Source organism: Halanaerobium kushneri, assembly GCF_900156285.1.
GTDB classification, from domain to species: Bacteria; Bacillota; Halanaerobiia; order Halanaerobiales; family Halanaerobiaceae; genus Halanaerobium; species Halanaerobium kushneri.
On sequence record NZ_FTNC01000014.1, the window covers coordinates 17,931 to 44,901 of the forward strand.

The 26,971-nt window shown below is 33.4% G+C and carries 27 protein-coding genes and 1 other annotated feature; of the genes, 5 read left to right on the forward strand and 22 right to left on the reverse strand.

Translation table 11 applies throughout. The annotated features are described in order from the left end of the window. Positions 1-105: 105 nt before the first annotated feature. From BW929_RS09880 to BW929_RS15080, 14 genes are all read right to left on the reverse strand, one after another. Positions 106-549, reverse strand: a complete 444-nt coding sequence (locus BW929_RS09880) for an MOSC domain-containing protein (protein ID WP_076545325.1) — start codon at positions 547-549, stop codon at positions 106-108. Positions 550-579: 30 nt separating this feature from the next. Further along, positions 580-1,092: a MogA/MoaB family molybdenum cofactor biosynthesis protein gene (locus BW929_RS09885; protein WP_076545376.1), complete on the reverse strand. Its 513-nt coding sequence runs from the start codon at positions 1,090-1,092 to the stop codon at positions 580-582. Beyond that, positions 1,076-1,570: a cyclic pyranopterin monophosphate synthase MoaC gene (moaC, locus tag BW929_RS09890; RefSeq protein WP_076545326.1), complete on the reverse strand. Its 495-nt coding sequence runs from the start codon at positions 1,568-1,570 to the stop codon at positions 1,076-1,078. The genes BW929_RS09885 and moaC overlap by 17 nt, the downstream gene beginning before the upstream one ends. Before the next feature lie 5 nt (positions 1,571-1,575). Beyond that, positions 1,576-2,535, reverse strand: coding sequence for a GTP 3',8-cyclase MoaA (moaA, locus tag BW929_RS09895; protein WP_076545327.1), 960 nt, complete (start codon positions 2,533-2,535; stop codon positions 1,576-1,578). A gap of 14 nt (positions 2,536-2,549) precedes the next feature. Beyond that, the gene (locus tag BW929_RS09900; protein ID WP_076545328.1) at positions 2,550-4,463 is read right to left on the reverse strand and encodes a molybdopterin biosynthesis protein; all 1,914 of its coding nucleotides are present in this window, start codon (positions 4,461-4,463) and stop codon (positions 2,550-2,552) included. 67 nt (positions 4,464-4,530) lie between these two features. Beyond that, positions 4,531-5,796, reverse strand: coding sequence for a molybdopterin-binding protein (locus tag BW929_RS09905; protein ID WP_234978091.1), 1,266 nt, complete (start codon positions 5,794-5,796; stop codon positions 4,531-4,533). 177 nt (positions 5,797-5,973) lie between these two features. Beyond that, on the reverse strand, positions 5,974-8,628 hold the full coding sequence (locus BW929_RS09910; protein ID WP_076545330.1) for a valine--tRNA ligase: 2,655 nt from the start codon (positions 8,626-8,628) through the stop codon (positions 5,974-5,976). Positions 8,629-8,710: 82 nt separating this feature from the next. Continuing rightward, positions 8,711-8,964, reverse strand: a binding site (T-box leader). Positions 8,965-9,031: 67 nt separating this feature from the next. Beyond that, positions 9,032-10,504, reverse strand: coding sequence for a M16 family metallopeptidase (locus BW929_RS09915; protein ID WP_076545331.1), 1,473 nt, complete (start codon positions 10,502-10,504; stop codon positions 9,032-9,034). Further along, on the reverse strand, positions 10,504-11,883 hold the full coding sequence (locus BW929_RS09920; protein ID WP_233493932.1) for a M16 family metallopeptidase: 1,380 nt from the start codon (positions 11,881-11,883) through the stop codon (positions 10,504-10,506). The genes BW929_RS09915 and BW929_RS09920 overlap by 1 nt, the downstream gene beginning before the upstream one ends. Next, positions 11,876-12,493 (reverse strand): molybdenum cofactor guanylyltransferase, encoded by a 618-nt coding sequence (locus BW929_RS09925; RefSeq protein ID WP_076545332.1) that lies wholly within the window; start codon positions 12,491-12,493, stop codon positions 11,876-11,878. The genes BW929_RS09920 and BW929_RS09925 overlap by 8 nt, the downstream gene beginning before the upstream one ends. Positions 12,494-12,549: 56 nt before the next feature. Beyond that, complete coding sequence (locus BW929_RS09930; protein ID WP_076545333.1) at positions 12,550-12,927, reverse strand: ArsR/SmtB family transcription factor; 378 nt, start codon at positions 12,925-12,927, stop codon at positions 12,550-12,552. 87 nt (positions 12,928-13,014) lie between these two features. After that, positions 13,015-15,165, reverse strand: coding sequence for a heavy metal translocating P-type ATPase (locus BW929_RS09935; protein ID WP_076545334.1), 2,151 nt, complete (start codon positions 15,163-15,165; stop codon positions 13,015-13,017). 195 nt (positions 15,166-15,360) lie between these two features. Continuing rightward, positions 15,361-16,512: a M23 family metallopeptidase gene (locus BW929_RS09940; RefSeq protein ID WP_076545335.1), complete on the reverse strand. Its 1,152-nt coding sequence runs from the start codon at positions 16,510-16,512 to the stop codon at positions 15,361-15,363. A gap of 133 nt (positions 16,513-16,645) precedes the next feature. Next, positions 16,646-17,728, reverse strand: a complete 1,083-nt coding sequence (locus tag BW929_RS15080; RefSeq protein ID WP_158537736.1) for an HD-GYP domain-containing protein — start codon at positions 17,726-17,728, stop codon at positions 16,646-16,648. A 184-nt stretch (positions 17,729-17,912) separates the two neighbouring features. Between BW929_RS15080 and BW929_RS09950 the strand changes: the two genes are divergently transcribed. Beyond that, complete coding sequence (locus BW929_RS09950; RefSeq protein ID WP_076545336.1) at positions 17,913-18,158, forward strand: glutaredoxin family protein; 246 nt, start codon at positions 17,913-17,915, stop codon at positions 18,156-18,158. Positions 18,159-18,267: 109 nt separating this feature from the next. Here the strand turns inward: BW929_RS09950 and rpiA are convergent, their stop codons facing one another. Further along, positions 18,268-18,936 carry a ribose-5-phosphate isomerase RpiA gene (gene rpiA, locus BW929_RS09955; protein ID WP_076545337.1) on the reverse strand — a complete coding sequence of 223 codons (669 nt, stop codon included), beginning with the start codon at positions 18,934-18,936 and terminating at the stop codon, positions 18,268-18,270. A gap of 304 nt (positions 18,937-19,240) precedes the next feature. Between rpiA and BW929_RS09960 the strand changes: the two genes are divergently transcribed. Further along, a complete protein-coding gene (locus BW929_RS09960; protein ID WP_234978092.1) occupies positions 19,241-19,861 on the forward strand; it encodes a zinc dependent phospholipase C family protein in 621 nt (206 codons plus the stop codon). A 61-nt stretch (positions 19,862-19,922) separates the two neighbouring features. Here the strand turns inward: BW929_RS09960 and BW929_RS09965 are convergent, their stop codons facing one another. The 4 genes from BW929_RS09965 to BW929_RS09980 all read right to left on the reverse strand — a co-directional run bounded on the left by BW929_RS09965 (position 19,923) and on the right by BW929_RS09980 (position 22,373). Further along, complete coding sequence (locus tag BW929_RS09965) at positions 19,923-20,429, reverse strand: FxsA family protein (RefSeq protein ID WP_076545339.1); 507 nt, start codon at positions 20,427-20,429, stop codon at positions 19,923-19,925. Between the two features lie 42 nt (positions 20,430-20,471). Beyond that, complete coding sequence (locus BW929_RS09970) at positions 20,472-21,149, reverse strand: HDIG domain-containing metalloprotein (protein ID WP_084566163.1); 678 nt, start codon at positions 21,147-21,149, stop codon at positions 20,472-20,474. Between the two features lie 104 nt (positions 21,150-21,253). After that, positions 21,254-22,051 (reverse strand): TIGR00266 family protein, encoded by a 798-nt coding sequence (locus tag BW929_RS09975; protein ID WP_076545341.1) that lies wholly within the window; start codon positions 22,049-22,051, stop codon positions 21,254-21,256. 19 nt (positions 22,052-22,070) lie between these two features. Then, positions 22,071-22,373, reverse strand: a complete 303-nt coding sequence (locus BW929_RS09980) for a hypothetical protein (RefSeq protein WP_076545342.1) — start codon at positions 22,371-22,373, stop codon at positions 22,071-22,073. A 203-nt stretch (positions 22,374-22,576) separates the two neighbouring features. Here BW929_RS09980 and fliK point away from each other — a divergent pair, with 203 nt between their 5' ends. Beyond that, on the forward strand, positions 22,577-24,157 hold the full coding sequence (gene fliK / locus BW929_RS09985; RefSeq protein ID WP_076545343.1) for a flagellar hook-length control protein FliK: 1,581 nt from the start codon (positions 22,577-22,579) through the stop codon (positions 24,155-24,157). 67 nt (positions 24,158-24,224) lie between these two features. Next, entirely contained in the window at positions 24,225-24,506 is a 282-nt protein-coding gene (locus tag BW929_RS09990) for an EscU/YscU/HrcU family type III secretion system export apparatus switch protein (protein WP_076545344.1), read from the forward strand. A gap of 1 nt (position 24,507) precedes the next feature. Here the strand turns inward: BW929_RS09990 and BW929_RS09995 are convergent, their stop codons facing one another. From BW929_RS09995 to BW929_RS10005, 3 genes are read right to left on the reverse strand one after another with little or no spacing between them, the layout of a single operon-like run. Next, on the reverse strand, positions 24,508-25,032 hold the full coding sequence (locus BW929_RS09995; RefSeq protein WP_076545345.1) for a hypothetical protein: 525 nt from the start codon (positions 25,030-25,032) through the stop codon (positions 24,508-24,510). A gap of 54 nt (positions 25,033-25,086) precedes the next feature. Beyond that, the gene (locus BW929_RS10000; RefSeq protein ID WP_076545346.1) at positions 25,087-25,542 is read right to left on the reverse strand and encodes a chemotaxis protein CheX; all 456 of its coding nucleotides are present in this window, start codon (positions 25,540-25,542) and stop codon (positions 25,087-25,089) included. Further along, positions 25,542-25,973 (reverse strand): bacteriohemerythrin, encoded by a 432-nt coding sequence (locus tag BW929_RS10005; RefSeq protein ID WP_076545347.1) that lies wholly within the window; start codon positions 25,971-25,973, stop codon positions 25,542-25,544. Before BW929_RS10005 ends, BW929_RS10000 begins: the two co-directional genes overlap by 1 nt. Before the next feature lie 169 nt (positions 25,974-26,142). On the opposite strand from BW929_RS10005, the gene BW929_RS10010 reads away from it, so the two are divergent. After that, complete coding sequence (locus BW929_RS10010; RefSeq protein ID WP_076545348.1) at positions 26,143-26,934, forward strand: hypothetical protein; 792 nt, start codon at positions 26,143-26,145, stop codon at positions 26,932-26,934. Positions 26,935-26,971: the final 37 nt, after the last annotated feature.

Sequence of the window (26,971 nt, forward strand, 5' to 3'; positions counted from 1 at the left end):
ACCATAATTAGATGGCTACATTAAAATAGTAAAGGATTATCCGAAAAAAATCAAATTCTAAATCTTAAAATCAACAATTTTATATATTTTCTTAAAGTTTAACTTCTAATTATTTAACAGTTCAATTTTATCTCCGGGCTTAATTATTCCTCCCTTAATTACCCTGGCAAATACTCCTTCTCGGGGCATGACACAATCACCAATGGTCTGCATTATCTCACAGTCATGATGACACTTTTTGCCTATCTGAGTAATCTCCAACAAAATTTCGTCATTAATTCTTATTTTCTGGCCTACAGGTAGCTTAAATAAATTTTCTATTCCTTCTGTTGTTATATTCTCAGCAAAATCTCCAAATTTCAGTTCAAATCCCTGTCCACGCATTTTATCAATACTGCTGTTATCTAAAAGACTCAGCTGACGATGCCATTTTCCTGCATGAGCATCACCTTTAAGACCATAGTTTGCTATAAGTTCCCCCTTATCAATTTCTCTTTTTGTTGTCCCTTTTTCTTTACTTAAACAGACTGCTTTTACCTTTGCTTCCATTTACTCCACCTCTTAAAATAATTTTAGTTTTTAACTTTTCTGGTGTTCAGTTATTTTCCCCTTTAAAATTTTAACTCCATGGGGAATAATCTCAATTGCTGCCTCCAGACATTCCCGGACTGCTTTAGGACTGCCTGGAAAATTTATAATTAGAGTCTGTTTTCTAATTCCCGCCCTGGCTCGTGACAGTGCAGCTTGAGGAGTAATAGAAATTGTTTCAGCTCTTATTTTCTCTGGAATCCCTGGTACCTCTTTTTCAATAACCTCTAATGTAGCCTCAGGGGTGATATCGCGTTTAGCAAAACCTGTCCCACCAGTAGTTAAAATTAAATCTGCCACTTTTTGATCGGCAATTTTAATTAAAGTTTCTTTTATTTCTTCTTTTTCATCAGCAATTATTTCTTCATAAACAATATCAGCACCGATATTTTCCATCATCTTCTTAATTACAGGACCACTGAGATCTTTTCTTTCTCCTTTAGAACCTTTATCACTAATTGTTAAAACCGCTGTTCTTATATGAAAATTACTCTTCTCGCTCATAAATTCCACTCTTCCCTCCAGCTTTATAAATTAAACGAACATTATTGATTTCCATTGATTTATCAACTGCCTTTGTCATATCATATATTGTAAGAGCTGCCAGATTGACAGCTGTTAAAGCCTCCATTTCAACACCAGTCTGGCCGCTGTTTTTAACTTCTGCTGTGATTTTAATTTTATCATCAAAATTTAGATCAAAATCAACTTTAATGCTGCTCAATAAAAGCGGATGACACATCGGTATTAAGTCCGAAGTCTTTTTGGCGCCGGTTATTCCTGCTATTCTGGCTGTTTCTAAAACAGAACCTTTTTTTACAGTGCCGGTTTTTATCATTTTTAAAGTTTCAGCTTTCATCTTAATTTCACCTGCAGCTCTGGCAGTTCTCTGAGTTATTTTTTTTTCGGAAACATCCACCATCTTCACTTTTCCATTTTGATCAAGATGAGAAAATTCTTTTTTTGAAATTTCTTGATTCATTTTATTTAGCCTCCAATTTGGGACATATTTCTATTATAATTCTGCCGCTCAAAACTAAGAGAATGTCGAACTGGTTTAACTTGCAGTGCCTGTCTATAAGCAATTTTTATTTCAGCATCAGTCATAGCTTTAATTTTTATTTCCTGATTACCAGCCAAACATGGTTTAAATCTGCCATCTGCAGTTAAACGCAGCCGATTACAGCTGCTGCAAAAATGTTCACTTAAAGCTGAAATAAATCCAATTGTTCCTGCTGCTCCTTCTATTTTAAAATACCTTGCTGGCCCACTTCCCTTAATGTCAGACGGCAGTAGCTTATATCTGTTCTTAATTAATTCCATTATTTCTCTACTGCTAATAAATTTTTCTGCTTTTGCCTCACCACCCAGAGGCATATATTCTATAAACCTGACACTCAAATTTTCTTTACGAGTCAATTCGATAAAATCAAATAATTCATCATCGTTGATTCCACGCATAACAACAACATTAAGTTTAACCGGATTTAATTTTACTTTCAAAGCAGCTTTTATTCCATTTAAAACCTCTGATAGGTTATCTCTTCTGGAAATTTTTTTAAACTTTGCTGGATTGAGAGTATCAAGAGAAATATTAATCCTTTTTAGACCTGCTTTTTTTAATTCTCTAGCTTTTTCAGCAAGTAAAACTGCATTCGACGTCATAGAAATATCCTCTAAATCAAGCTTATTTAATGCTGAAATAAAGTCTTCTACTCCCAGCCTGACCAGAGGCTCACCACCCGTAATTCGCACTTTTTTTATACCCAGTTTAATCCCTATTTTCACTATCCGCAAAATATCTTCATAACTTAAGATTTCCTGATGATCTTTGCTTTCAACACCATCCGCAGGCATACAATAACGGCAGCGGAGATTGCAGCGGTCAGTAATTGAAATTCTCAAATAATCAATTTCTCTTCCCAGATGATCCTTCAATTTCTGCATTTTAGTGCCTCCATTTATAAATCCAGAATTCTAATTTCACCTGTCTTACGACACTGATATCCTCCCAGATTTTCAATTTTATTTTTTATTTCTTCCTGCTTTATTAAGTTTATCAAATCCTGAATCTGAGGATAATCTAAAATTTCTTCTCGGAAAATAAGATCATATTTTTCCTCAGCCAGTGGTAAAAAATCTACATCCATTACCTCTGCAGCAGCTCTAATACCCAGAGCGGCATCCGCCGAACCTCTTCCCACAGCCGCTGCTGCAGCTATATGAGTAAATTCTTCTTTTGTATAGCCATTAATCTGAACTGGGGCAATATCATTCTGCTCAAGTAAATAGTCAAATAAAACTCTTGTTCCCGCTCCACGCTGACGATTTACATAATTGACATCTTTGTCAATTAAATCATTAATATTGCTTATACCTTTTGGATTGCCTTTTTTGAGATACAGTCCCTGTTTGCGATGGACTAAATTTAAAATAACCATTTTACTACCCTTAAAAAGATCTTTTAAATGTTTAATATTATATTCCCCAGTCTCAGGATCAAGCAAATGTGCTCCAGCAAGTTGAGATTCATTGCGTCTAAGGGCTGTCAATCCAGCCATTGATCCCACTGTTTGCAGCTTCAAATCAAAATTATATCCCCTTTTACGCAGCTGATTTCTGATTAAGTCCAGACTCAAATCATGACTGCCGATTAAGAGCAGGTCATTTTTTATTTTATTTCTTTCTTTTAATAAAATAACAGGTGCTTTATCTCCAGAATGCATTCCTTCTTTGTTTTCTGCAATTCTCATTATTCCATCTGCTTTTAAAATTGATTCCATAGCTGATGAACCTCTTTTTAAAGGTATGGCTGTATACTGATCATTTGTATCAAAAATTAAATTAACTCGTAAAAATTCTTCTAAACCGATATCCGAAGTTACTTTTCTATTAACTTTAGCTTCAATTTGATTGAATGAGGGGGCTTCAACTCCCTGCAACTGATAAATTAATTCTCGAATAAATAAATGGTTGTCAAGCCAGGCAGAAAGAGGGTATCCCGGTAATCCAAAAACAGGTTTTGTTTCCACTTCTGCCGCAATCAAAGGTTTCCCCGGCATAATATTTACACCATGAAATAAAATTTCTCCTTTTTCCCTCAAAATATCAATCGTATAATCTCCTCTACCTGCTGAAGAACCAGAAAGAATAATAATTATATCGCTTGTAACTGCTGCTTCAATCAGGGCTTTTTCAATTAATTGCTTTTGATCAGGAATTATTTCCGATATTTTAACTTTTGCGCCCCATTTTCTAAGAGCTGCTCGCACCATCTGAGAATTAAATTCTACCAGTTCTCCCTTTTCAGGCGTTCCAGCTGCCTCAATAAGCTCATCTCCTGTTGGTATAATTGTAATTTGCGGTTTCTGGTAGACTTCAACTTCCACCACTCCTGCCTCCAGCAGAGCTCCAATATCATAATCCTTTAGCCTCTGAGCTGCCGGAACCAACAAATTACCTTTAACTGCACTTTCACCGATTGAACGAATATTATGCCAGGGAGGAACCCCTTTTTCAATAGAGTAAGTATTTCTATCAATTTGATTAACCTCTTCAATTTTTATGACTGAGTTAAATTGTTCCGGAATCGGATCACCGGTATCTACCTCTACTGCATCCAGACCTGACTTCAGTTGAACAGGATTCCTTTCACTGGCTCCTTCGGTCATTCTGGCCTTAACCGCTATTCCATCCATTGCAGCCGCATAATAATCGGGAGCAGAACGCAGAGCCTTAATCCCTCTAGCAGTAATTCTTCCTTCAGCCTCAGCAGTTTTTATTTTTTCAATATCTGTTCTTGAGCTTTTAAAATTATTTTTTAATTTGTTTATGGCATCAGCCAGTGATATCTTATCTAAATATTTTTTTACCATAGTCTGGTTCCTTCCTTTTTTATATTTAAGTAATAAATATTAATATTTTTCAGATAAAAGAGAACAATCATTCAATCAGCATCAGTTCAACAATCTCTCCTTTTTCTTTACCCTCTTGAGTTCTGGGAACTTTAAGCACTGCATCACCATAAGCAAGATTTGTTATCAGACTTGATTTACCCAGAAGGGGATCTGCCAGCAATTTATCATTATCTCGCTGCACTTTAACCGGTATATATTCTTCTCTACCTTTATCAGAAACAAATCCCCTTGTTAATTCGGCTTTAATCAAATATTTATTATTTGGAATCCCGATTTCTGCTGCCTCTTTTTCTCCATTTAAAACTCTTACAATTTCTGCTACTAAAACGCTGTTAACTGTCCAGGCAGAAGCAGGATGACCCGGCAGCCCGATAACAATTGTACCGTCAATAACTGCTAAAATTGTTGGCTTACCTGGTTTAATTGCCAGGCCATGAAGAAGGACTCCCGGCTTACCTAAAGAATTGAGCAGATCAATCGTCATATCCTTAATTCCAACTGAGCTTCCCCCAGAAATTAAAACTAAATCTTTATCCAGTTCATTTTTGAGAGCAGTCTTTAAACTTTCAAAATCATCTTCAATAATACCAACTTTTTTGGTTTCTGCACCCATTTTACTTAAATAAGCGCTTATAGAATAACTATTAATATCTCTAATCTGTCCAGCTCTAGCATCTGCTTCAGCAGAAATTAGTTCATCACCGGTAGAAATAACTGATACTTCTGCCCGTTTAAAACCTTCAAACTCAGTAACCCCAAGACCGGCCAGCGCACCAATATCACGAGCCATTAGTTTATGACCTTTTTTAAAAAGAAGTTCATCAGCAGCAATATCTTCCGCTTTTTGAACTAGGTTCTCACCGACTGCCAGTGATTTAAAACTCTCAATTGTATTTTGATTAATTTTTTCTGTATCCTCTATCATCAAAACAGCATCTGCTTCTTCTGGCAGCATCCCCCCCGTTGGAATAGCTGCTGCTTCGCCACTTTTAAGCTTAAGTTCAGTTTTTTCTCCCATCTTTATACTACCGATTAATTTAAAATAGCTAGGCATAGAAGCAGAAGCGCCTGCAGTATCAGCAGCTTTAACTGCATAGCCATCAACTGTTGATCGACTAAAAGGAGGTAGATCAATAGGTGAATAAATATCATCTGCCAAAACTCTACTCAGAGCATTATCTAAATTTATTTTTTCTGTCTTAATTATTTTAGTCTTTAAAAAAGATTTTATCTCTTCCCAGAATTTTTCTGGTGGATTTAATTCTAAAAATTCTCTCATAATTTTTTTCATCCTTCCCAACTGATATTGAAATATTCAAAAAATTTAACTACTCTATAAAATTTATTCTAGTTAAAAGTTGGAAACCCTTTTTTAAAAAATAAAATGATACCGGCAATCTGGATATATTTACCTTTTGCAGCTTAAAATTAATATGGTAAATATCCAGACAGCCAATATCATTAGAACTTACTCAGCTAATTCTTTTTTTCGTTCAATTAATTTTTTCTTTTTTTCTTTATATTCTTTGAGTTTATCTCTTTCTCCAGCTACTAATTCCTGAGGAGCATTATTAACAAAACCCTCATTGTTTAATTTACCTTCTGCTCTTTTTATTTCAAATTCCATTTCTTCTATTTCTTTTTCCATTCTCTCAATTTCTTTATCAATATCAATCATACCCTCCAGCGGCAAAATTACTTCTACTTCTTTAACAATTGAAGTTGAAACTTTATCGGGTCGCTCAAGCTCATCTCCCCCAATTATTAGCTCCTTAATGCGGGCTAAATTTTCTATATAATCTTTACCCTCATTAAGAATTTCAATTTTAGCCTCCGGAGCAACAAGCAGAGCTTTGATTCTACGGCCTGGATTAACCTTCATTTCATTTCTAATATTTCTAACTGATTTAATAACACTCATTACCAGTTCCATTTTTTTCTCAGCCGCTGGGTTTAAGCCACTTACTTGTTTTTCAGGATACTGGGCCCGCATAATTGTTCCTTCTGTTCCAGGTAATTTCTGCCAGATCTCCTCTGTAATAAATGGCATTACCGGGTGCAGAAGTCTGAGCAAACTTTCTAAAGTGTTAAGAGCATAATACTGAGCTGTTAATTTGGCTTTGGGATCTTCATCCTGATATAATCTGGCCTTCAAAAGCTCAATATACCAGTCACAAAATTCATTCCAGATAAAATCATATAAAGAACTCGACATTTCTCCAAAGTTATAGCGTTCTAGAGCATCATCAATTTCCCCTGCTACTGTATTTAGACGACTCTGCATCCAGTCATCAGCCAGTGTTGGTTTTAAATCAGCTTCTTCAACTTTCTTCAGATCAAAATCCTCCAGATTCATTAATACAAAGCGAGAGGCATTCCAGATTTTATTGGCAAAGTTGCGGCTCGCTTCAAGTCTTTCTTCTCTAAAGCGCATATCATTACCGGGTGTATTACCTGTAATTAAAGTAAAACGCAGTGCATCTGCTCCAAACTGGTCTATGATATCTAAAGGATCAATTCCATTACCCAGGGATTTACTCATTTTTCTTCCCTGTGCATCACGAATCAAACCATGGATATAGATATCTGAAAAAGGTTTTTGATCCTGGAATTTAAGTCCCATAAAGATCATCCGGGCCACCCAGAAGAAAATAATATCTCTACCAGTTACCAAAACATCTGTTGGATAAAAACTCTCCAGATCCTCTGTATCTTCAGGCCAGCCTAAGGTTGAAAATGGCCAGAGAGCAGATGAAAACCAGGTATCTAATACATCTTCATCCTGACGCAAATTGCTGCTGCCGCAGTTGGGACAACTTTCCGGCTTTTCTTTACTTACAATTACTTCATCACAGTCATTGCAGTAATAAACAGGAATTCTATGGCCCCACCAGAGCTGTCTGGAAATACACCAGTCCCGGATATTGTTCATCCAGTTCATATACACTTTGGAAAAACGGTCGGGAACAAATTTGATATCACTATCTTCTACCGCCTCAATCGCAGGCTCTGCCAGCGGCTGCATTTTAACAAACCACTGTTTGGAAATTAACGGTTCAATTACTGTATCACAGCGATAACATTCGCCAACATTATGCACATGATCTTCAATTTTAACAAGTAAACCTTCTTTTTTTAGATCTTCAATCACCTTTTTACGAGCTTCATATCGGTCCAGACCTGCATAAGCTTCCCCGGCAGCTTCGGTCATTTTAGCATCTTCATCAATTACTGTTACAATTTCCAAATCATTGCGGCGGCCAATTTCAAAATCATTGGGATCATGGGCCGGGGTAACCTTAACCATACCGGTTCCAAACTCACTATCTACATATTCATCAGCAATAATTTCTATTTCTCTATTTATAAGCGGTACAATAACCTTTTCTCCTACCAGATCTTTGTAGCGTTCATCAGAAGGATGAACTGCAATAGCAGTATCTCCAAGCATTGTTTCTGGTCTTGTGGTGGCAATGGTAATATACCCCTCTCTATTTTTATAGGGATATTTATAATGATAAAACTTTCCTTCAGTTTCTTTATGTTCAACTTCAATATCACTTAAAGTTGTGTGACAGCTGGGACACCAGTTAACAATATAATCTCCCTGATAGATTAGACCCTCTTCGTACAATTTGATAAATACTTCTTCTACCGCATCTGAGCAGCCTTCATCCAGAGTAAATCGTTCCCTGGACCAATCACAGGAAGATCCCATTTTTTTCAGCTGATTTGTAATTCTGGTTCCATACTCTTCTTTCCATTCCCAGGCCTTTTCCAAAAATTCATTCCTGGTCATATCTTCTTTTTCTATTCCCTCTTCCCTCATCTTATCTACAACCTTAACCTCTGTTGCAATACTGGCGTGATCAGTTCCAGGAAGCCATAAAGATCGGTAACCCTGCATTCGCTTCCAGCGGGTTAATATATCCTGCAGTGTATTATCAAGAGCATGACCCATATGCAGCTGACCGGTAATATTAGGGGGCGGCATTACAATACTAAAGGTTCCCCTCTCATCTTCTCTCTTTTCTCTTGGTGCAAAATAATTGTTTTCCAGCCAGTATTCATACCATTTATCTTCCGTTCTGGCCGGATCATAAGTTTTTTCTAGATTTTCCACTTTTATTCCCCTCCATTAATTATATGTTGTAATTTTATATAAAATTAGTAATAATAAAAAAAACAAAAAGCTCTCCCATCCAGTTAAGGACGAAAGAGCAATTAATTCGCGGTACCACCTTAGTTCTTCCTAAAATACAGAAAGCACTCATTGATTAACGACTGCTGTGCCGTTACTGATTAATCCAGATTATCAAAATTAACTACCTGATGATCTGACTGGTCAGCAAAACTCAGAGACGACTTCATTTTCTTTAACTGCCGAAATCTTACAGCCACTGGATTCCGTTCTCTTTCAGTTTAAGGAAAAATTACTACTTCTCATCATAGTTTTTAAATATTTAACTATCGTTATTATAATACCTTATAATCCAGTCTGCTGTCAAGAACTAAAATCCAGTGAATCAGGATACAGGCTGATTATCAATTACTTCTACTTTTAGACCAGCTTCTTTAAATTGAGGCAGTATTTTTTCTTTTGGACCAACAATAACTGTAAAAAGAATCTCCGGATAAAGATCTTCAGCAAAAATTTGCTGAACCTCCTGGACCTCAAGCCCATTATACTGATTAATAAAATTATTTAAATATTGATCAGAATTGTTATAAAATTCTTTTTGATAGACTAATTCATCTAAAACATCTATTTGATGCTGATAGGCTTTGGGAAAGATTGCATTATATAAATTAATATTTTCAAAGAGTTCCTGCTTTTGCAGGGGTTCTTTGCCAGCTTTAATTTTTTTCATTTCTTCTCTAACTGCTTTCATACCGGCCAGAGCTTTTTGGGGATCCAGACTTAAATTGATAAAATATGCCCCTCCGTAATCATTATAACTCACCTGAGAGTTGATACCATAAACATATCCTTTGTCACTGCGAAGATTTTCCATCAACCGGCTGTTGAATCTTCCACTTCCAAAAATTTTATTCCCCATTAAAAACGGAATTCTTTTTGGATATTTACTGCTGTAAAAATTATATCCCATTTTCATACTGGCCTGAGTAGCATCCTCTTTGTTAACTACAATTATTTTTTGATGAATTTTAGGATTAACTATAACCTGTTTTTTAGATAATTTTTCAGCATTATTTTTCCAATCAGCAAAATTACTTTTGATTTCTTTTTTTAATTCTTCTAAATCGAAATCTCCACTTATAGCAATTGAAATTTTATCGGGCTGAATAGTCTTAGCGTAAAATTTTCTTAGCTCTCTGGAATCAACTTTATTTAAAAAATCTAAAATCAAATTATAGTTATAATTATAACCATAAGGATGGTTTCCATATAGATTTTTAAAGAAATACATGTTTAATAAGGCAGAATCATTATAGAACTGCTGTCTGTATAGCTGTTGATATTCTTTAACAGTTCTTGTAAAATGTCGACCATTAAATTGAGGTCTAATTAAAACTTCAGCCAGTAATGTTATTAACTCTTTACTTTCAGTACTTAATGAATTACCACTAATAGAAATTCGATCAGATCCTGCCCCCAGATTTAAAGAAAGTGCATTAACTTCTTTAAAAAGAGCAAGTTCACTCTCTGGGTAATTTTCGGTAGCCTTAAGCATCAATTCAGTCATTAAGGTAGTTATTCCTGTATTAGCCTCAGTTTCATTAATTTTACCGCTGTCAATATATCCTCTGAGCTCAAAGATTGGCAAACTTCTGTCCTGAGCAAGATAAAATTTCATCCCATTATCCAGTTCTAAAAGCTCATAATCGGGAATTTCAAGCTTCGGTTTCTTGTTTACTGCATCTGCAAGTTCTCTAAAAAAATCCGGACTGAAATTTTCGGTGCCTGCAGTCACATTAAAACTAAAAAATAATAATATAATAAGGCTGAAGATTAGAATTTTATAATTTCTTCTCACTATTGAGCACCACCTTTATTTTCAGGTAAAATATAACCTTTTGTTCTTCGATCAAAACTAAAGTATTTCCTGGCAATTTGAATTAATTGATCTCTACTTAAACTATTGATAAAGTCAATTTTTTCTTCTATAAGTTCTGCTTTATTAAATCTAAGTTTATTAAGTGCATAAGTGGAAGCAGCTGAGTTAAGATTTTTTTGAGAAAAAATCAGAGACTTCTGATACTGCTTTTTGACCATTTTGAACTCCTGAGTAGTTATTCCTTCAGCAAAGATCTTCCTCAGCTCCCTATCAAATGCCTGCTGTGCCTGTTCAACTAAATTTGTGTTGGAAGGGATAAAATATATTAAAGCAAAAGAATCTGTTCTAAGAGGATAAAGAAACGCTCCACTATCTAAAATTATACCGGCTTCCTTCTGCAACTTTTCCTTCAGGCGGGAACTCTGATTATTAGCAAGAATATCAAGAAAAATCTCTAAAGCAGTTATATCCAGATTATCTGCTGGCGGAATTTTGTAAAGCTGAAGAGCATAAGGAATATTGGTATTTAATTCAACAGTTTTTGTCTTCTCCTTAGATTGTTCTGGCAGCTTAAATTCCTTTCTCTCGATATTTGAGGCAGTATAATCAGCATAATATTTTTTAGCAAAACTTTTTACTTTTTCAGCCTCTACATCACCACTGACAACAACTAACGCATTGTTTGGTGAGTAATAACGCTGATAATAATTTTGCAGTTCCTGGATAGAAATATCGTTAATATCTTCCATCCACCCAATAACATTATGCTCTAAATAACTATCTTTAAATGCGTGGGCTTTAATTTCTTCAAAGCCTCTTGCAAATATGTTATTCTCAGTACGCATTCTTCTCTCCTGCTTAATAACTTCTCGTTCTCTATTAATTTCCTTTTCCTTAAATCTTAAATTATGCATTCGATCTGATTCTAGAGCCATCACAAGTTCCAGCATAGAAGATGGAACCTCATGATAATAGTAAGTATAATCAAAATTTGTGGCAGCATTTAACTGTCCCCCAACAGAAGAAATCAAATCGTCTATTTCTCCTTCGGGAAGATTTTCAGTTCCTAAAAACATCAGATGTTCTAAAAAATGAGAAATGCCAGTCTGTCCATTTTTTTCGTCAATTGAACCAACATTATAATAAATTGAATATCTGAGCAGAGGAATTGAATGATCAGGAAAAATCATAAACTGCAATCCATTATCAAGTTCAAAACTCTGATATTCTGGTGGATCCAATACAATATCTTCTGCCCCGGCTGTAAAAGAAAATATTAATATTAGTGATAAAATACACAAAAAATAGATTGATAAAAAATATTTTTGATATAATTTTCGAACTTTTGTTTTAATCAAAACTTTCTGCCTCCTCTTTTAAATAATTAATTGCCTTGCTTTGATCTTCGGGATAATTAAGATTAAAAAATAACTTTTCCAGTTTAAAATTTCTTTTTAATATTTCTTCTTTAATTATTTTTTTCCTGCTCTTTTGATAAAAAGACTTAATTTTAAGATTGTTTTTAAGTATTTCACTTTTAATATTTGAGAGCAGCGACCGCTGATATATAGCAGCCAGAGGCTCCAGATATCCATTAAAGCAGGATACAATGATTTCTGCTTCCGGACTTTCGGCTGCCTGTTTATGGATAAAATCAAAGTATTTACTGTTTAAAAATGGCATGTCACAGCCACAGACAAAGTTATAACTGCTTTTAGAAAAATAAAGACCGGTATAAATGCCGGCCAGCGGACCACGATTCTGATAAATATCTTCTCTAATTTCAGCTTCTTTAAGAAAAGAATATTTAACAGGAGATCCTACAATAATAACCCTGTTAAAACTGGTTTTTAAATTATCATAAATATATTCAATTAATGTCTTTCCAGCAAAGGGTAAAAGAGCTTTATCACTTCCGAAACGACTACTTTCTCCCCCTGCCAGCAGCACTGCATTTATTTTTGGCATTAAATCTTCCTTTAACAATTTTTAAATAACATTAACTAATAGAATTTATTTCTAGACTAATCTTCAAGTACATGTTCAAGTCCCTGACCAAAAAGACACATTACATGGTCATCATCAAGTGAATAATAAACTGATCGCCCCTGTTTGCGATATTTAACCAGTTTATTATTCCTCAAAACTCTAAGCTGATGAGAAATGGCAGAAGAACTCATATCAAGCAGTTCCGAAAGATCACAGACACAAAGTTCTCTTTCTTTTAAAGCATAAAGAATTTTTATTCTAGTTGGATCACCCATTGTCTTAAATAATTCAGCCAGATCATAAACTACTTCATCAGCCAGATTTTTTTCTTTCATAATTTCGACTACTTTATTATCTGGATTAAAAACCTCACAAATATCACACATTGCTTTTTCTTTTAGTTCAGCTGCCATTTTTTTCACTCCATTTCTTAGCTGTTTAAAAATAATAGTATGGTTTAAATTTAATTACCTTAAATTCATGTTAACTCAAGTCTGTGTTTAAATCTCTTCCGTCTTTAAAATTCGCATTACATTAAATACTGCCATTAAAGCAACTCCAACATCAGCAAATACTGCTGCCCACATTGAAGCCATACCTAAAACACTTAAAATCATAACTGCAGCTTTAATTGACAGAGCCATAATTATATTCTGCCAGACCAGTTCCTTAGTTTTTGCAGCAATATTTAGTGCTGAAACAATTTTAGATGGCTCATCAGTCATCAATACCACATCTGCAGCTTCAATTGCAGCATCTGAACCCAGTCCACCCATAGCGATTCCTAAATCTGAGCGAGCAAGTACTGGTGCATCATTGATTCCATCTCCAACAAAAGCCAGCTTATTTGAACTATGCAGCAACTCTTCCACCTTTTCTACCTTTTGATCAGGTAAAAGCTCAGCATAAAAATTATCAAGTTTCAAACTGGAAGCTACTTTAGCCGCTGTCAGTTGATTATCTCCGGTTAACATTGCTAAATTATTAATACCGAGTTCTTTTAGCTCAGAAACAGCTGCTTTAGCATCATCTTTTAACTGATCAGAAATTATGATTGATGCTAAAAACTCTCCATTTTTAGCAAGATAAACTGCTGTTCCCGTGCTATCTGTTTTTTCATACTCTATATTATTTTTCTGCATAAGTCTTTCGTTTCCTGCTAAAATTAGATTATTATCCAATTCCGCTTTAATACCGGCACCAGAAATTTCCTGATAATTGTTCGCTGCTGAATGTTTTTTATAATTTTTTGCCGCTTCAATAATTGATAGAGCAATTGGATGATTGGAAAACTGTTCCACCTCCGCTGCAATTTCCAGAATCTCTTCTCGGCTGTAGTCACTGCAGATATTAACTTCAGTTACTTTAAAATTACCCTCTGTTAGAGTACCGGTTTTATCAAAGACAATTGTATCCAGTTTATTAAGTGCTTCCAGATAATTCCCTCCTTTGACCAGTATCCCATTTTTTGAAGCCAGTCCTATCCCACCGAAAAAACCAAGGGGAATTGATACAACCAGAGCACAGGGACAGGAGACCACCAAAAATATTAAAGCTCTGTAAAACCACTGATCAAATGCAGCACCGGTTAGTAGAGGGGGCAGAATAGCGACTAATGCTGCTGCTAGAACTACCAGTGGAGTATAATAACTGGCAAATTTGCTGATGAATTTTTCTGTTGACGCTTTTTTTGAACTCGCATTTTCGACCAGCTCAAGTATCTTTTTAACAGTTGAATCTTTATATTCTTTTGTAACTTGAATTGTTATTAGTTTATTTAAGTTAATCATACCACTCAAAACAGAATCTCCTTCTGCTACATCTTTCGGCAGAGATTCTCCAGTTAAAGCTGATGTTTCAAGTGCTGTTTCACCACTTACTATTCTTCCATCAACCGGAATCTTTTCGCCCGCTTTTACAGCAATCAGATCATCAACTTTTAATTTTTCGGGGTCTACTTTGATAATCTCATCATCTTTTATTAAATTTGCGTAATCAGGCTGAATATCCATTAAATCCTTAATTGAACGCCGGGAATTATTTACTGCTCTCTCCTGGAATAATTCTCCTACCATATAAAAGAGCATTACTGCTACTGCTTCTGGATATTCTCTGATCCCAAATGCTCCAATAGTGGCAATAACCATTAAAAAATTTTCATCGAATATCTGCCCCTGGCCAATATTTAAAACAGCAGCCTTTAAAACAGGATAACCAATTAATAAATATGCTGTTATGTAAGCCGGTAGAGACAGGCTGTAAAAAATATTTCCCTTAAAAACACTTAAATTAGAAAAAGCAAGAGCAAATAGAAAAAACATGACACCAATAAAAATATTTTTCTTTTGCCAGAGATATGCTCTAAGTGAATTAGCCCTGTCATTATTTTCGTTTTCTTCACCTTTATTTAAAACCTTAACTCCTGGTTCAATTCGATCAGAAATTTGCTGCAGTTCTGATTTTATTTTTTTAAGTCTTGATTCCTCAGCAGCAACTTTAAGAGTTGAAGTTGCAAAATTCAGTTCGACATTCTCCATTCCTTCCAGTTCTTTTACCTGGTTTTCAATTTTCATTGCACAGTTAGAGCAATTTAAACCTTCCAGTTCAAATTCTTTTTCTTCTCTTTTTTTCTTTTCAGCTGTCTTCTGCATAGTTACACCTCACCTTTAGTTATTATATATGAACAATTATTCAAATGTTTCATAAATTAATTATAAATTATTTTTTAATTAGTGTCAAGGTAGATCTTAATAAATATAAATCTCCAAATCGAATTGTTATCTAAAAATAATAAAACTCCCCATTAAATAAATAATGAGGAGTCAAAATTACATTAATATTAAATTCTATCTATTGATATAATCTAACGGATTTTCGGGGCGACCATTTACCTGTACTTCAAAATGAAGATGAGGACCAGTTGAGTTACCAGTATTACCAGATCGAGAAATAACTTCTCCCTTACCAACTGATTCTCCACTTCTTACTAAAAGTTTAGAATTATGAGCATAAAGTGTTCTTAAACCTTTTTGATGCTCAATGATTACAACATATCCATAACCGGTTGCCCAGCCACTATAAACAACTCGACCTGAACTAACAGCTCTAATTGGACTACCCATTGGAGCAGCAAAATCTAAACCTTCGTGTACTCTACCCCAGCGCGGTCCATAATAAGAGGTAATACGTGTATTAATTGGATACATAAATTTCTGATCCAGACGATCCTGATAGCTGAACTCTGGTTTTGCACCTCTTAAAATTAATTTTTGATCAATTTTCAAACCAGAAGGATCTTCAAGATTATTATCTCTCATAATTGTTTCAGTTTTAATATTAAATTTACCTGCAATACTGGCTACACTTTCTCCAGGTGAAACTCGATAAATAATTCCTTTGACAGGTAAGATTTTAAATTCCTGACCCGGTTTTATGCTATTCATATTGCTGATATTATTGGCTCCGATTAAAGAATCAATATTTAAACCATGTTCATGAGCTATATCCCAGAGGGTTTCTCCACTTTTAACTTTATGTACTTTTACCTGATCAATTAACTGAGGTTCATATCTTTTTTCAAAAGCAGTTTTCTGCTGATCCTGTTTTTTATTTTGAACAGTATTTTTTTCTCTCTGCTCAGTAACTATTTTAGTTTCTTTTCTCTCATTTTTAAAATTTTGACTGACATTATCAGCGGCCTGATCTAAACTTATAGATTTATCCGACCTGCCTGAATTAGTATTTAAAGACTGACTGCTATTTATATCAGACTCTTTATCCAATTGTTCTTTAGTTCCAGAAACAGCAGTATTAAATTTCTGCTTACCATTATTTAGAACTCTCATGCTGTTCTGGCCAGCATTTATCTGACTGGTTCTTCCAATCTGTCTATCTGCTAATCCACTGCGACCACCTACATTCATTGAACTACTGTAAGCAGAAAAAGTAAGTAAAATAAATATGATAAAAAAACCGGTCAAGCGCTCTCTTCTTCTCAATTTTTTCTCCACCCTTTTGGTTTCTTTTGAAAAAAATCTGTATAAAATAAAATTGTTGTCTACTTTACTATTATAACAGAAACAAACGGCTATTTAAAGGCTTTAATTCTAAAAATGAAATTAAATATCTGCTTTAACTAATATTATCCAGAAATACATCTAAAAGTAATGGTGAAAATTGTTTACCGCGATTGTTTTTGAGACGTTTAATAGCTTCTTTGTGACTGAGAGCTTTTCTGTATGAACGGTTAGAAGTCATAGCATCCCAGGCATCTGCTATTGAAACAATCTGAGAAATTATCGGGATTTCATTTCCCGCCAGCTGATCAGGATAACCACTACCATCCCATTTTTCATGATGATAAAGTACATAGCTGGCAATATCTTTTAATTCTGCTGAATCTTTTAAGGTTTGATAGGCCCACTCTGGATGCTTTTTTATCTCAGAGAATTCCTTTTTAGTGAGAGGAGCTTTTTTGTTTAATATAGAAGCAGGAATTAATGTTTTACCTATATCATGTAAAATACCAGTCCAGTAAGCCTGCTGAATTTGGTTTTTATTTAAACCTGTCAACTCTGCCAGTTCTCTACTCAACTCAGCAACTTTCTGATTATGCCCTTTTGTGTACTGATCATGAATGGCAAGTAGATTACTTAAAGATAGTATAATCTCCTGCTTTAATTTTTCCTGTAATCTTTGATACCTTTTTGAAATCAGATATGATGATGCTATTTTTTCCAAAAAAGCACCAATCTTTACCGACTGATTACTAAATCCTTTATATTTTTTTGCTGGAATGTATAAAATCGCTGCTCCTAAAAATTGATTATCCAGCTTAAAATTTATAATTAGTTTTTTATTTAAACGCTGTGATTTAAAAATAATATCTCCAAAATAAAAACTGGAGTAATTTTTCTGAAAGCTAGCTATATCAAAAGATAGCAGTTCCTGTCTATATACTTTTTTTAGAAAATATGCTGGATCCTGATAATTAATTACAATTTGTCCATACTCAGCTTCCGGAATCAATTTAAATGCTTCAGTTAAAATTAAATAAAAAAAATCAATTTCTGTCTCAGCTTCTTGAGTTTTTTCAAATAACTGGAATATACTTTCAATATTTGAATTAAGTTCAGCTTCCTGGAGAAAATAATTCCTTAAATTAAAACTATTCAGTTCTGTTTCTGCAGATATCTCATTGTAATTATTATACATGCTGGCTCCTTTCGCAATAAACAAACAGTTAAATTTAAGCCAATTCTTTAAACTCATCTTAATTATAACATATTTTTACAAATATTTGTAATATTATTCAATTAGAAAATAATAAAGGAATTCTGGAGTTTAAATAGAAATTATTATCTAAGGTATGACATCTTAAATACGAAAGGATGATAAAATGTATAATTTGAAATTATATTACTACCCTACCTGTCCTTATTGCAGAAAAGTAACTAAATTTATTGACAAAAATGATTTAAATGAAGTGGAATTAAAAAATATTAATCAGGATCAAAAAGCAGAATCCGAATTAATAGAAGTTGGAGGCAAGAGACAGGTTCCCTGTTTATTTATTGATGGTGAGCCTTTATATGAATCTGATGATATTATAAACTGGCTAAAAAGTAATCTCGTTGAAGATTAAATATTTAGCCAAACCGCTCCTGGAGGAGCGGTTTTATTATTACTTAGATGTGATTTAAACTGAAAAAAGGAGCCCAGCTGCTGCTGGCTCCTCATCAGTTTCAATTTAATTATTTTTCTAAAACCTCTATATGACCATCATTATAACCTACCACAATAATTTCTGCCATTTCTGCAAAAATCCCATTCTCTACAACTCCAGGCAGCTTGTTTAATTCCACGGCTATTTTTACAGGATCTTCAATTTTGCCAAAATCACAATCCAGAATATAGTTCCCATTATCTGTAACAAAAATCTCCCCATTTTCTTTTCTAATCTTTGAACTACAGCTGAATTTTTCAATCATTTGCTGTGTATACTGCCAGCTAAAAGGGGTTACCTCTACCGGAAGTGGAAATGCTCCCAGATGCTCAACAAGTTTAGACTCATCTACAACTATAATCAACTGATCAGTAGCTGAAGCAACTATCTTCTCTCTTAAGAGAGCGCCACCTCCACCTTTAATCAGGTTAAAGTCTGGATCAACTTCATCAGCACCATCAATTGTAAGATCAAGTGATTTAACATCGGATAATTCTACAAGTTCAATTCCTTCTGCTGCTGCCAGTTTTGCAGTTTCTTTTGATGTTGGTACAGCCTTGATTTTCAGTCCATTTTTAACCATTTCTCCTACTTTTTTTATTGCATAGTAAGCAGTTGAACCAGTACCCAGACCTATTATCATCCCATCTTTAATATATTCTGCTGCTCTTTCTCCAGTAAGTTTTTTTGCCTTCATAAATTATCTCTCCTTCTTAATTTAACTTGTTTATTAAAATTATATTTTAATGATTTACCGTAAACAATTTAACAGAAATTTAAGCCGGCTTCAAGTAAACTTTATAATAGATAATAATTAAGCAATCAATTTAAAATTATATGATTCTAAGTAAAATCTTATCAAAATTAAGATTTAGATTCAATAATTAAATATTTAACAGCAGAGAATTAAAGGAAAATAAATCCATTTGCTAATTTGTAAGGTCTATGTTATTATTAAAATATCGAAATTTGTTGGCAAGGATTAAAATTACCGGGAGGTATTGAAACTGGATACTAGAACACACAAAATGCTGGCTTATAAAATTCATGATCATTTTGCTAAAAATGATATCTGGCTTTCCAAAATGGCACTTGCCTGGGGAAGCATGAAACCTGATTTTATTAAAGGAGATATAAGCCACTTTAAAGATGAAACTATGGAATTTTTTTATAAGCAATTTGATGAATTAAAAGAAATGAATCCCGACCAAAACCCCTATAAATTTGCAATTAAACTAGGAGAATTATTCCACTATATTGCAGATTACTTCTGTAGAGCTCATAACGATCCTGAACTTAATCCAGGAACACTTCGAGAAAAAACAGTTCATGTCTTTCATGAATGGAAATTAAATCTGCATGCACAGAATCTACACCCTGATTTTTTCAAAAAGGATCTGGAAGAAAATTTTGTCTACAAAAATAATTTGAAGACTTTTATTGAAAAAGAACACAAAGAATTTTTAGAGAGAGAATATAGTTTTAAAGATGATATAGCTTCGGCTTTTAGAGTTTCTGTTCTCATGACCAATAAGCTGATTTATGAAATGCAACTAGAAGAAAATTATTCTTTTGCTCATATTTTCAATCTAAGACATCGTCTGCTCTATCAAAATGCATAATTTGAATATTAATTCAAAAAAGAGGAGTCCGATCTTTAAAAATCGGGCTCCTCTTTTCTATTTATTTTAAATCTTCATCTTCTTCCACTTTCTCAGCCTCTACATCAATAAAATCATCCTGATAATCAGCATATTTATCACTAGTCTGCTGATCATTTTTTTTCTGATTAAATCGACTTCCATAATGAACTTCAACCTTATTTTCTTTAACATATTTAAGAAAATATTTTTTCACCAGAGCCGCAATCAAATCCCTAGAACCGGGCAAAATCAATAAAAAGCCTGTAATGTCGGTTAAAAAACCCGGAGTTAATAGGGTTACACCACCAATTAAAATCAGTAAAGCACTGATTAAGTCATCTGTAGGCATCTTACCCTGATTAAGAGTTGAACGAATATTACTAACAACCTGGTAACCCTGCCTTTTTGCAATGCTGATTCCGGCTGCACCTGTAAAGATAATTATCATTACAGTTGTAAAAACACCAATAAATTTACTAACTTCCAGTAAAAAATAAAGTTCAATAAGTGGAACAAGAATAAATATCATTAATAATTTATAAAACATAAATACCTTCCTTAATTAAAATTATACTAGATTATTTTTATACTACTTCTCCTGGTAATTAACATGCCCCAATAACTCGAGCTCATTAATTAAAAGTCGGAATCTACAGCCCAAATATTTAGCTGCTTCTTTACACATTTCCATTCTATAGAGATAAATTTCGAAATAATCCATTACCTGACTAATCGAGGAATCATAATCGATACTTAAGGTAATTGTTTCTTCTTCTGGATCTACAGAAATTTTAGAGTCCCGAATTGCAAGATTAACTCGGTCATGAATAAAAGTAGAATCTTTCTTATTAACTCTTGTTCTGTGGGCATCACTTTTATCAGCCAGAATTAAGGCAGCAGTAATTGGACTTACAGCCTTACCAATTTCTACATCATGATTAGCTATAGCTGTTGTAATCTTAGTTATATCTTCAAGTGGAACTCCTATTCTTCTTAATTCTGTATAAACTATATTGGCACCAGAAATACCATGATGTTTACGATTGAACATATTTCCAATATCATGCAGATAGCCTGTAATTGCTCCCAGTTCTACTGTTTTTTTATCAAAACCTAGTTCTTTAAGAATTCTACTTGTAGTTTCAGAGACATAATTAACATGCCTAAAACCATGCTCTGTATAACCTTTTTCTGAAAGATAATGATTGGCTTCTTTAATCATATGCTGAAAATCAGGATTAGCCTTTATTTCTCTTAGAGTCAACATAATATTACCTCCCTTATTTATCTTATATTATTAATTTTATAGGTATTAATATATATTATCTAATATTAAGGAAGGCTTTGCAAGTTAAAAGGACTACAACTTAATTAAAAATTGTCACCATCAAGCATATTCCCAATTTGTCCCAGTACAGAGCCCTCTCCCTTTTGTTTCCCGGAAAGGCGGGGAGCACTTTTGATAATTCTATCAGCAAGTCTGGAAAAAGGCAGACTCTGCAGATAAACTGTACCTGTACCCTGAAGAGTAGCCAGAAATAAACCTTCGCCTCCAAAGAGCATAGACTTCAATTCTCCTGCTCTTTCAATATTATAATCAATACCAGCTGTAAACCCAACCAGGCAGCCGGTATCAACTTTAATTTTTTCATTCCTTAATTCTTTTTTGACTACTGTACCACCTGCATGAACAAAGACCTTGCCATCTCCACTTAATTTTTGCAGAATAAAACCTTCGCCTCCAAACAAACCAGTACCGAAGCGCTTGTTAAATGTGATATCTACCTTAGTTCCCAGAGCAGCACATAAAAAAGCATCTTTTTGACAGGTAAACTGGTTTTGAGGTAATGCTGCCAGATCAAGATCAATAATTTTACCAGGATAGGGAGCTGCAAAAGCAATTTTTTTCTTCCCGTAATCTTTATTGGTAAAATGAGTCATAAATATTGATTCTCCAGTAATTACTCGCTTACCTGCTCCAAATATTTTACCAAGAATAGAATTATTAACCTCAGTTCCATCTCCCATTTTTGCTTCAAAAGAAATGCCATTATCCATCCAGTTCATTGCTCCAGCCTCAGCAATAACTGTTTCTTCCGGATCCAGCTCAACTTCCACAACCTGCATATCATCACCAATAATCTCATAATCAATCTCGTGACTTTTCATCTAAATCTCCTCTTTTCTTTTAGTGAACTAAATCTGAAATTTCAGCCGGTGTTATTAGACGGTCATCATAGGATATTATTAATTCCTCTTCTGTAAATTCTACCGCATCAACAACTCCTGTATAAGCTTTAATCCGTTCAATTAACACCTCAGCCTTACATTCCATTTCCTGCAGTTTAATTCTATATTCAACACTGTATTTCCTGCTGTGTTCTGATTTTTCTTTTAAAATTTCAGCTAATTCTTCCTCTGTTAACTGACTGCCACCGCAGTTATTTGGGCTTTGAGAACCACAACCACAGTTTCCACATTTCTCAGACATAAATTAACCTCCTTATCCAAATTTTAATAATCTATAAATAACAGTTAAGTTATAATTTTCTTTCCAATAACAATTACTAAAAATAATTGTTGTCTCTGCTATAATAATATATGAGATTTTAAAGGATTTCAATCAATTTTATAGAAATAAAGAATAAGCAAAAGAATAAAACAATTGATTATTAAATACCGGGAGTGAAGTTTATGGACTTAAATGGTCTGGCACCGATTAGAAAACTTGATATAGGAATACTTAGACAGGCTTTAAATACTGATAATATTACTACCGATGAAAGCCAGGGCAAAAGTGAAAATGCTGAACTACTGCCGGAAATTTTTCGTCTTCTTGCTTCTCTAGAAGATGATAGTCAAAAAATGCTTCTGGATAGCTGGGCTAAAATGGAAATGCCCTTGACTGAAAAAACTGTGGCAAATTTAATTCAATATTTAGGAGATAATCCGGCTACAAATGCAGAAGATAAAATGGCTGTGATTAAAGCTTTTGCTTTTCTGGAAAGTAATAACCTCCCATTTTCAGAGAAGTTTGTTAATGCACTGCGTTCTGTTTTTAGTAATAATGGAAATTTAGGATCTATACTTGAACAGTTTATAAATTCAGACAATCAACTTTCTTCAAATCAGCTTAATAATCTGCTTTCCCAATTAAATATAACTGAGCTTAAAAACTCTCTCAATAATATTAATAATTTAGATCAGCAGAATCAAAATACAGTAAACCAGGAAACTGGTCCTAAAACAAATCTTAATTTTATAAACCAGAATTCGGAAACTACAGTTAATAACTTTACAGACCAGACGAATAACAATCTTAATCCTCAAATTTTAAATAACTTTAGTCAGCTGGACCAGGAATTTAAGAATATCATTTTAAATAATCTTAACAAACTCAACCAAGATTTTGACCGAAATACGCTTAAAATTTTAAATAATTTTTTGACACATAATAATGTCGAATCCAGCTCGGAAAAACTATCTTTAGTAAAAGCTTTTGCTTTTTTAGAAAATAATAAGCTGCCTTTATCTGAAAATCTGATTAAAGAAACTGCAGCTAAATTTGAGCAGAATATAAGTCAATTCACTGAAAGTTTAACTAATAAAAACCAGATTTTTACTAATTTAAATCAGCAGAATTCTCCTCTGTTAAATAGAAATGAATCAGCAGTAAATTTAGACAATCCAGCCCAGAATATTGCTGAATCTCTGTCTGCTCATAGTAAAATTTCGGATCAGATTCTTTCTCTTTTCAATAGAACTGGAGGGGAAAACGAAGAAAAAATTGCAGATAATATTTTAGGACAGAAACTTATCAATTTACAACAGCAGAGCCAAAATACACCTCTAATGCTGGCACTTGAAATTCCAGTCCAACTTCCAAATAACAAACTTTCTTCTCTACTTTTAAAAATTGAAGAAGATCGAAATGGTGAATCTGAAAATAAAAAAGCCAAAAAAGGATATAATATATCTTTTATTTTAGAATTCGAAAATATTGGTCCTATTCAAACTAAAATAAATGTGGATCAAAAAAACATTAATACAACTATTTTTACAGAAAGTGCTCAAACGGCAGATCTAATTGAAGCAAACTTTAACAGTTTGCAGTCAAATCTAAAAAATGAAGGTTTTACTATTAACAGTTTTCGCATCAAAAACTTTTCTAATTTGAAATCAGAAAGAGATGATTTTTTTAATAATTTAATTCTAAATGAATTGAATGAGTTTGATGATAATGGCAATTACAGACATATAGATATTAAAATTTAAATATCAAAATCTCACTAATTTATACTTTAATTAATAATCTTATATTTTCTGAAATGAGGTAATTTAGATGACAGTAAATAAAAATAAATCTGAAACTAAAAAAACCGTAGCACTTAAATATGATCAGAATACTGATCAAGCTCCCCGAATTATTGCAAGTGGGAAGGGGAGCATTGCTGAAAAAATAATAAAAAAAGCCAGACAGGAAAACATCCCTATCAAAGAAGATAAAGATGTTGTTCAGGTTCTGGCTGAACTCAATATAGGAGATGAAATCCCCGAAGAGCTGTACACTGTTATTGCAGAAATTCTTTCATTTTTCTATAACATAGAAGATCTTCAGGCATAATTTATTTTAGTGCTATATCGGCCTGGTACCATTTGATAAATTCTTCTAAAAAGTCCTCTGGTAATAATTCTAAGTAAACTACCAATTCATTATCTGCAGTTTCTGCTTTATATTCAATGATCAATTTACGCCCAGCAAGTTCGTATAATTTATCATCAATGTCTTCCAGTTTTTGAAAATGAGGAATTTCTATATCCTCTCCCCGTAAAGATCTAAAAATTATCCGCTCAATATCTTTTCTATTTACAATTTTAGTTTTTAAATGATCATCACCCTTAACTACAATAGTCCTATTAGTTAAAACAATTTTTTTATTCCAGACCTGATAGGTGCTCTTTATTATAGGTAATGCCTCAAATGCAAATAATAAAACACCTGATAAATAAATAAGATATATTAAAATTCGCTGATAAAGCCCAATGCCAGGATAAAAAAACTGCAGTAAAATACCTGCCATAAAAATTCCAATCGGAGTATAAAGTTTTTCTAAAAATCTATATTTATTATATTCATAAACTTCTTCCATAATTTCTGCCTCCATCGATAAGTGTTTAAAAGCCCCCACAGGAGCCTTTAAAAACTAATTAATCGAAAATCCAACATCAAATTCTCCCAGTTCAGTATTAAATTTAACCATCAATACCTTATCTGCTTCAGAACTGATATTGATATTCTTACCTGTTACAATCTGTGGTGGTGCAATGTCACAACTCAACCCCTGTGCTGTTAAACCAGTTGTAGCTTTACCGCTAATAATATTCCCCAGTTCTCCCATAGCTGAAGTTACAAATTTATCAAGCTTCTGCATCTCCATCCCTGACATGGCTTCCACAACTTTTAAAGCCATCTCACTGGAAAAACTATATACAATAGATCCTTTGATATCTCCTGTCATACCAATAATTACATTTGCTTCTTTATCAGTCACTAAGTCTTCCTGAATTGAAACTTCTTTCTTTTTAGGTTCTAATGAAAGCATAGTTTGAAAAACTGAATCAGTTGCTGCAATTATTGGATTTAAGTATTTTGCATCCATTACTTACTTTCCTCCTCATTCTCTTTAGCAGAATTTATATGTTCTCCAATATCCTGATCAGTTGAGGCAACATGATTAATCAACCAGGTTAAGAGCCTACCACTAAATTCCAGTAGAAAATCTTCATCATAATCATTTTTACTGTACTGATGCTGAAAATCTGCAACTTCGGCTTTAAAATCCTCATGAATTTGATGGTGTTTTTCGTAATCAGGATAATTGTACCTTTTCTGTAACGCTTCTTCGGCATCAAAATGTGTCACAACATATTCGCCCATAAAATTCAAAGTTTTTTCCACTTCTTCTTTTTTTTCAGCCTTCTCTTTATCACTTCTGACAGTCTGAATAAAATCTCCCAGGCGACTAAAGAGTTCCTTATGCTGCTTATCTACCAGTTCTACTCCAATTTTATACTCATCTCTCCAGATCATTTTTTCACTCCTCTTTCAAATATATAAATAATAATAATACTGATTATATTTTATTACATATTCAATGCTTTTTCAAATATCACACTTTCATCATTGTAAAAGAGATTAATTGAGAATATAATATAGATAAAGGCTTCTTTTAAAGATCAATTTCAGGAGGAGAGATAATATGTTTAAAAAAGCTACTATTTTTATTTTATTTATATTACTTCTTTTTAATTCAATTTCTGCTGCTGCAGCTGGACTGGATGATTTTGATAAACAGTTATTGATTAGAGTTTTTAAAGATGTTGATAGTGAAGATATTGAATACATGGCAAGACTTGGACTGAATAGTAAAGATATCAGCTTGATACTCTATTACTACAGCAACTCTGGTAAAATACTTGATCGGGATGAGCTGGACCGAATGATTCGAAATAGAGAAAGAATTAATGAATTTCACCGTTATTTTGGTATGCCAGCAATAATTTTTGATGATGATCTTATCCGTTTTAGACATCCATACCGTGAAAGACATTTCCCTCCTTTTAATAGTAAAAAATATGATAAAAAATATAAGTTCAATGGGGGAACAGAAGTATTAAAAGTACGTGGTAACAATTATGATTATAAATATAATAATAATCGGACCGGAGTCGAAGAAAAAATAGAAATTAAAAATAAAAAATATGAGTATTATTATCGAGATCGTAATATGATAGAAATGCTTGAAGTTCATCATGCTAATAATAAATATAGTTATTATTACAAAAATTTAAATACTGGCAGAGTTATCCAGAAAGAAGGAAGAGGACAAAGAGCAACTCGAGATAATGTTTACGAAGAATTAAAAGAAAAATACCATGATTTAGAAGATGATGACTTTAATGATGATTATAATGAAGATCAGAAAAATGATGACAGTGGAGTTGATATACAGTTCGATATTAAGATTGATTTAAGTGATCTTTTAAATTAAATGTTCTAAATGTTAATTTAAAATATTTAATATCTAA

Bases quoted from the DNA above. Each gene is read 5' to 3' on its own strand.
- BW929_RS09950 (WP_076545336.1), top strand. From the start codon at position 17,913: ATGTATAATTTGAAATTATATTACTACCCTACCTGTCCTTATTGCAGA.
- BW929_RS09900 (WP_076545328.1), bottom strand. From the start codon at position 4,463: ATGGTAAAAAAATATTTAGATAAGATATCACTGGCTGATGCCATAAAC.
- BW929_RS09965 (WP_076545339.1), bottom strand. From the start codon at position 20,429: ATGTTTTATAAATTATTAATGATATTTATTCTTGTTCCACTTATTGAA.
- BW929_RS09935 (WP_076545334.1), bottom strand. From the start codon at position 15,165: ATGCAGAAGACAGCTGAAAAGAAAAAAAGAGAAGAAAAAGAATTTGAA.
- BW929_RS09905 (WP_234978091.1), bottom strand. From the start codon at position 5,796: ATGAAAAAAATTATGAGAGAATTTTTAGAATTAAATCCACCAGAAAAA.
- BW929_RS09990 (WP_076545344.1), top strand. From the start codon at position 24,225: ATGACAGTAAATAAAAATAAATCTGAAACTAAAAAAACCGTAGCACTT.
- BW929_RS09885 (WP_076545376.1), bottom strand. From the start codon at position 1,092: ATGAGCGAGAAGAGTAATTTTCATATAAGAACAGCGGTTTTAACAATT.
- moaC (WP_076545326.1), bottom strand. From the start codon at position 1,570: ATGAATCAAGAAATTTCAAAAAAAGAATTTTCTCATCTTGATCAAAAT.
- rpiA (WP_076545337.1), bottom strand. From the start codon at position 18,936: ATGAAGGCAAAAAAACTTACTGGAGAAAGAGCAGCAGAATATATTAAA.
- BW929_RS10000 (WP_076545346.1), bottom strand. From the start codon at position 25,542: ATGGATGCAAAATACTTAAATCCAATAATTGCAGCAACTGATTCAGTT.
- BW929_RS09975 (WP_076545341.1), bottom strand. From the start codon at position 22,051: ATGAAAAGTCACGAGATTGATTATGAGATTATTGGTGATGATATGCAG.
- BW929_RS10010 (WP_076545348.1), top strand. From the start codon at position 26,143: ATGTTTAAAAAAGCTACTATTTTTATTTTATTTATATTACTTCTTTTT.
- BW929_RS09995 (WP_076545345.1), bottom strand. From the start codon at position 25,032: ATGGAAGAAGTTTATGAATATAATAAATATAGATTTTTAGAAAAACTT.
- BW929_RS09970 (WP_084566163.1), bottom strand. From the start codon at position 21,149: ATGTTGACTCTAAGAGAAATAAAGGCTAATCCTGATTTTCAGCATATG.
- BW929_RS09880 (WP_076545325.1), bottom strand. From the start codon at position 549: ATGGAAGCAAAGGTAAAAGCAGTCTGTTTAAGTAAAGAAAAAGGGACA.
- moaA (WP_076545327.1), bottom strand. From the start codon at position 2,535: ATGCAGAAATTGAAGGATCATCTGGGAAGAGAAATTGATTATTTGAGA.
- fliK (WP_076545343.1), top strand. From the start codon at position 22,577: ATGGACTTAAATGGTCTGGCACCGATTAGAAAACTTGATATAGGAATA.
- BW929_RS09930 (WP_076545333.1), bottom strand. From the start codon at position 12,927: ATGGCAGCTGAACTAAAAGAAAAAGCAATGTGTGATATTTGTGAGGTT.
- BW929_RS09980 (WP_076545342.1), bottom strand. From the start codon at position 22,373: ATGTCTGAGAAATGTGGAAACTGTGGTTGTGGTTCTCAAAGCCCAAAT.
- BW929_RS09925 (WP_076545332.1), bottom strand. From the start codon at position 12,493: ATGCCAAAAATAAATGCAGTGCTGCTGGCAGGGGGAGAAAGTAGTCGT.
- BW929_RS15080 (WP_158537736.1), bottom strand. From the start codon at position 17,728: ATGTATAATAATTACAATGAGATATCTGCAGAAACAGAACTGAATAGT.
- BW929_RS10005 (WP_076545347.1), bottom strand. From the start codon at position 25,973: ATGATCTGGAGAGATGAGTATAAAATTGGAGTAGAACTGGTAGATAAG.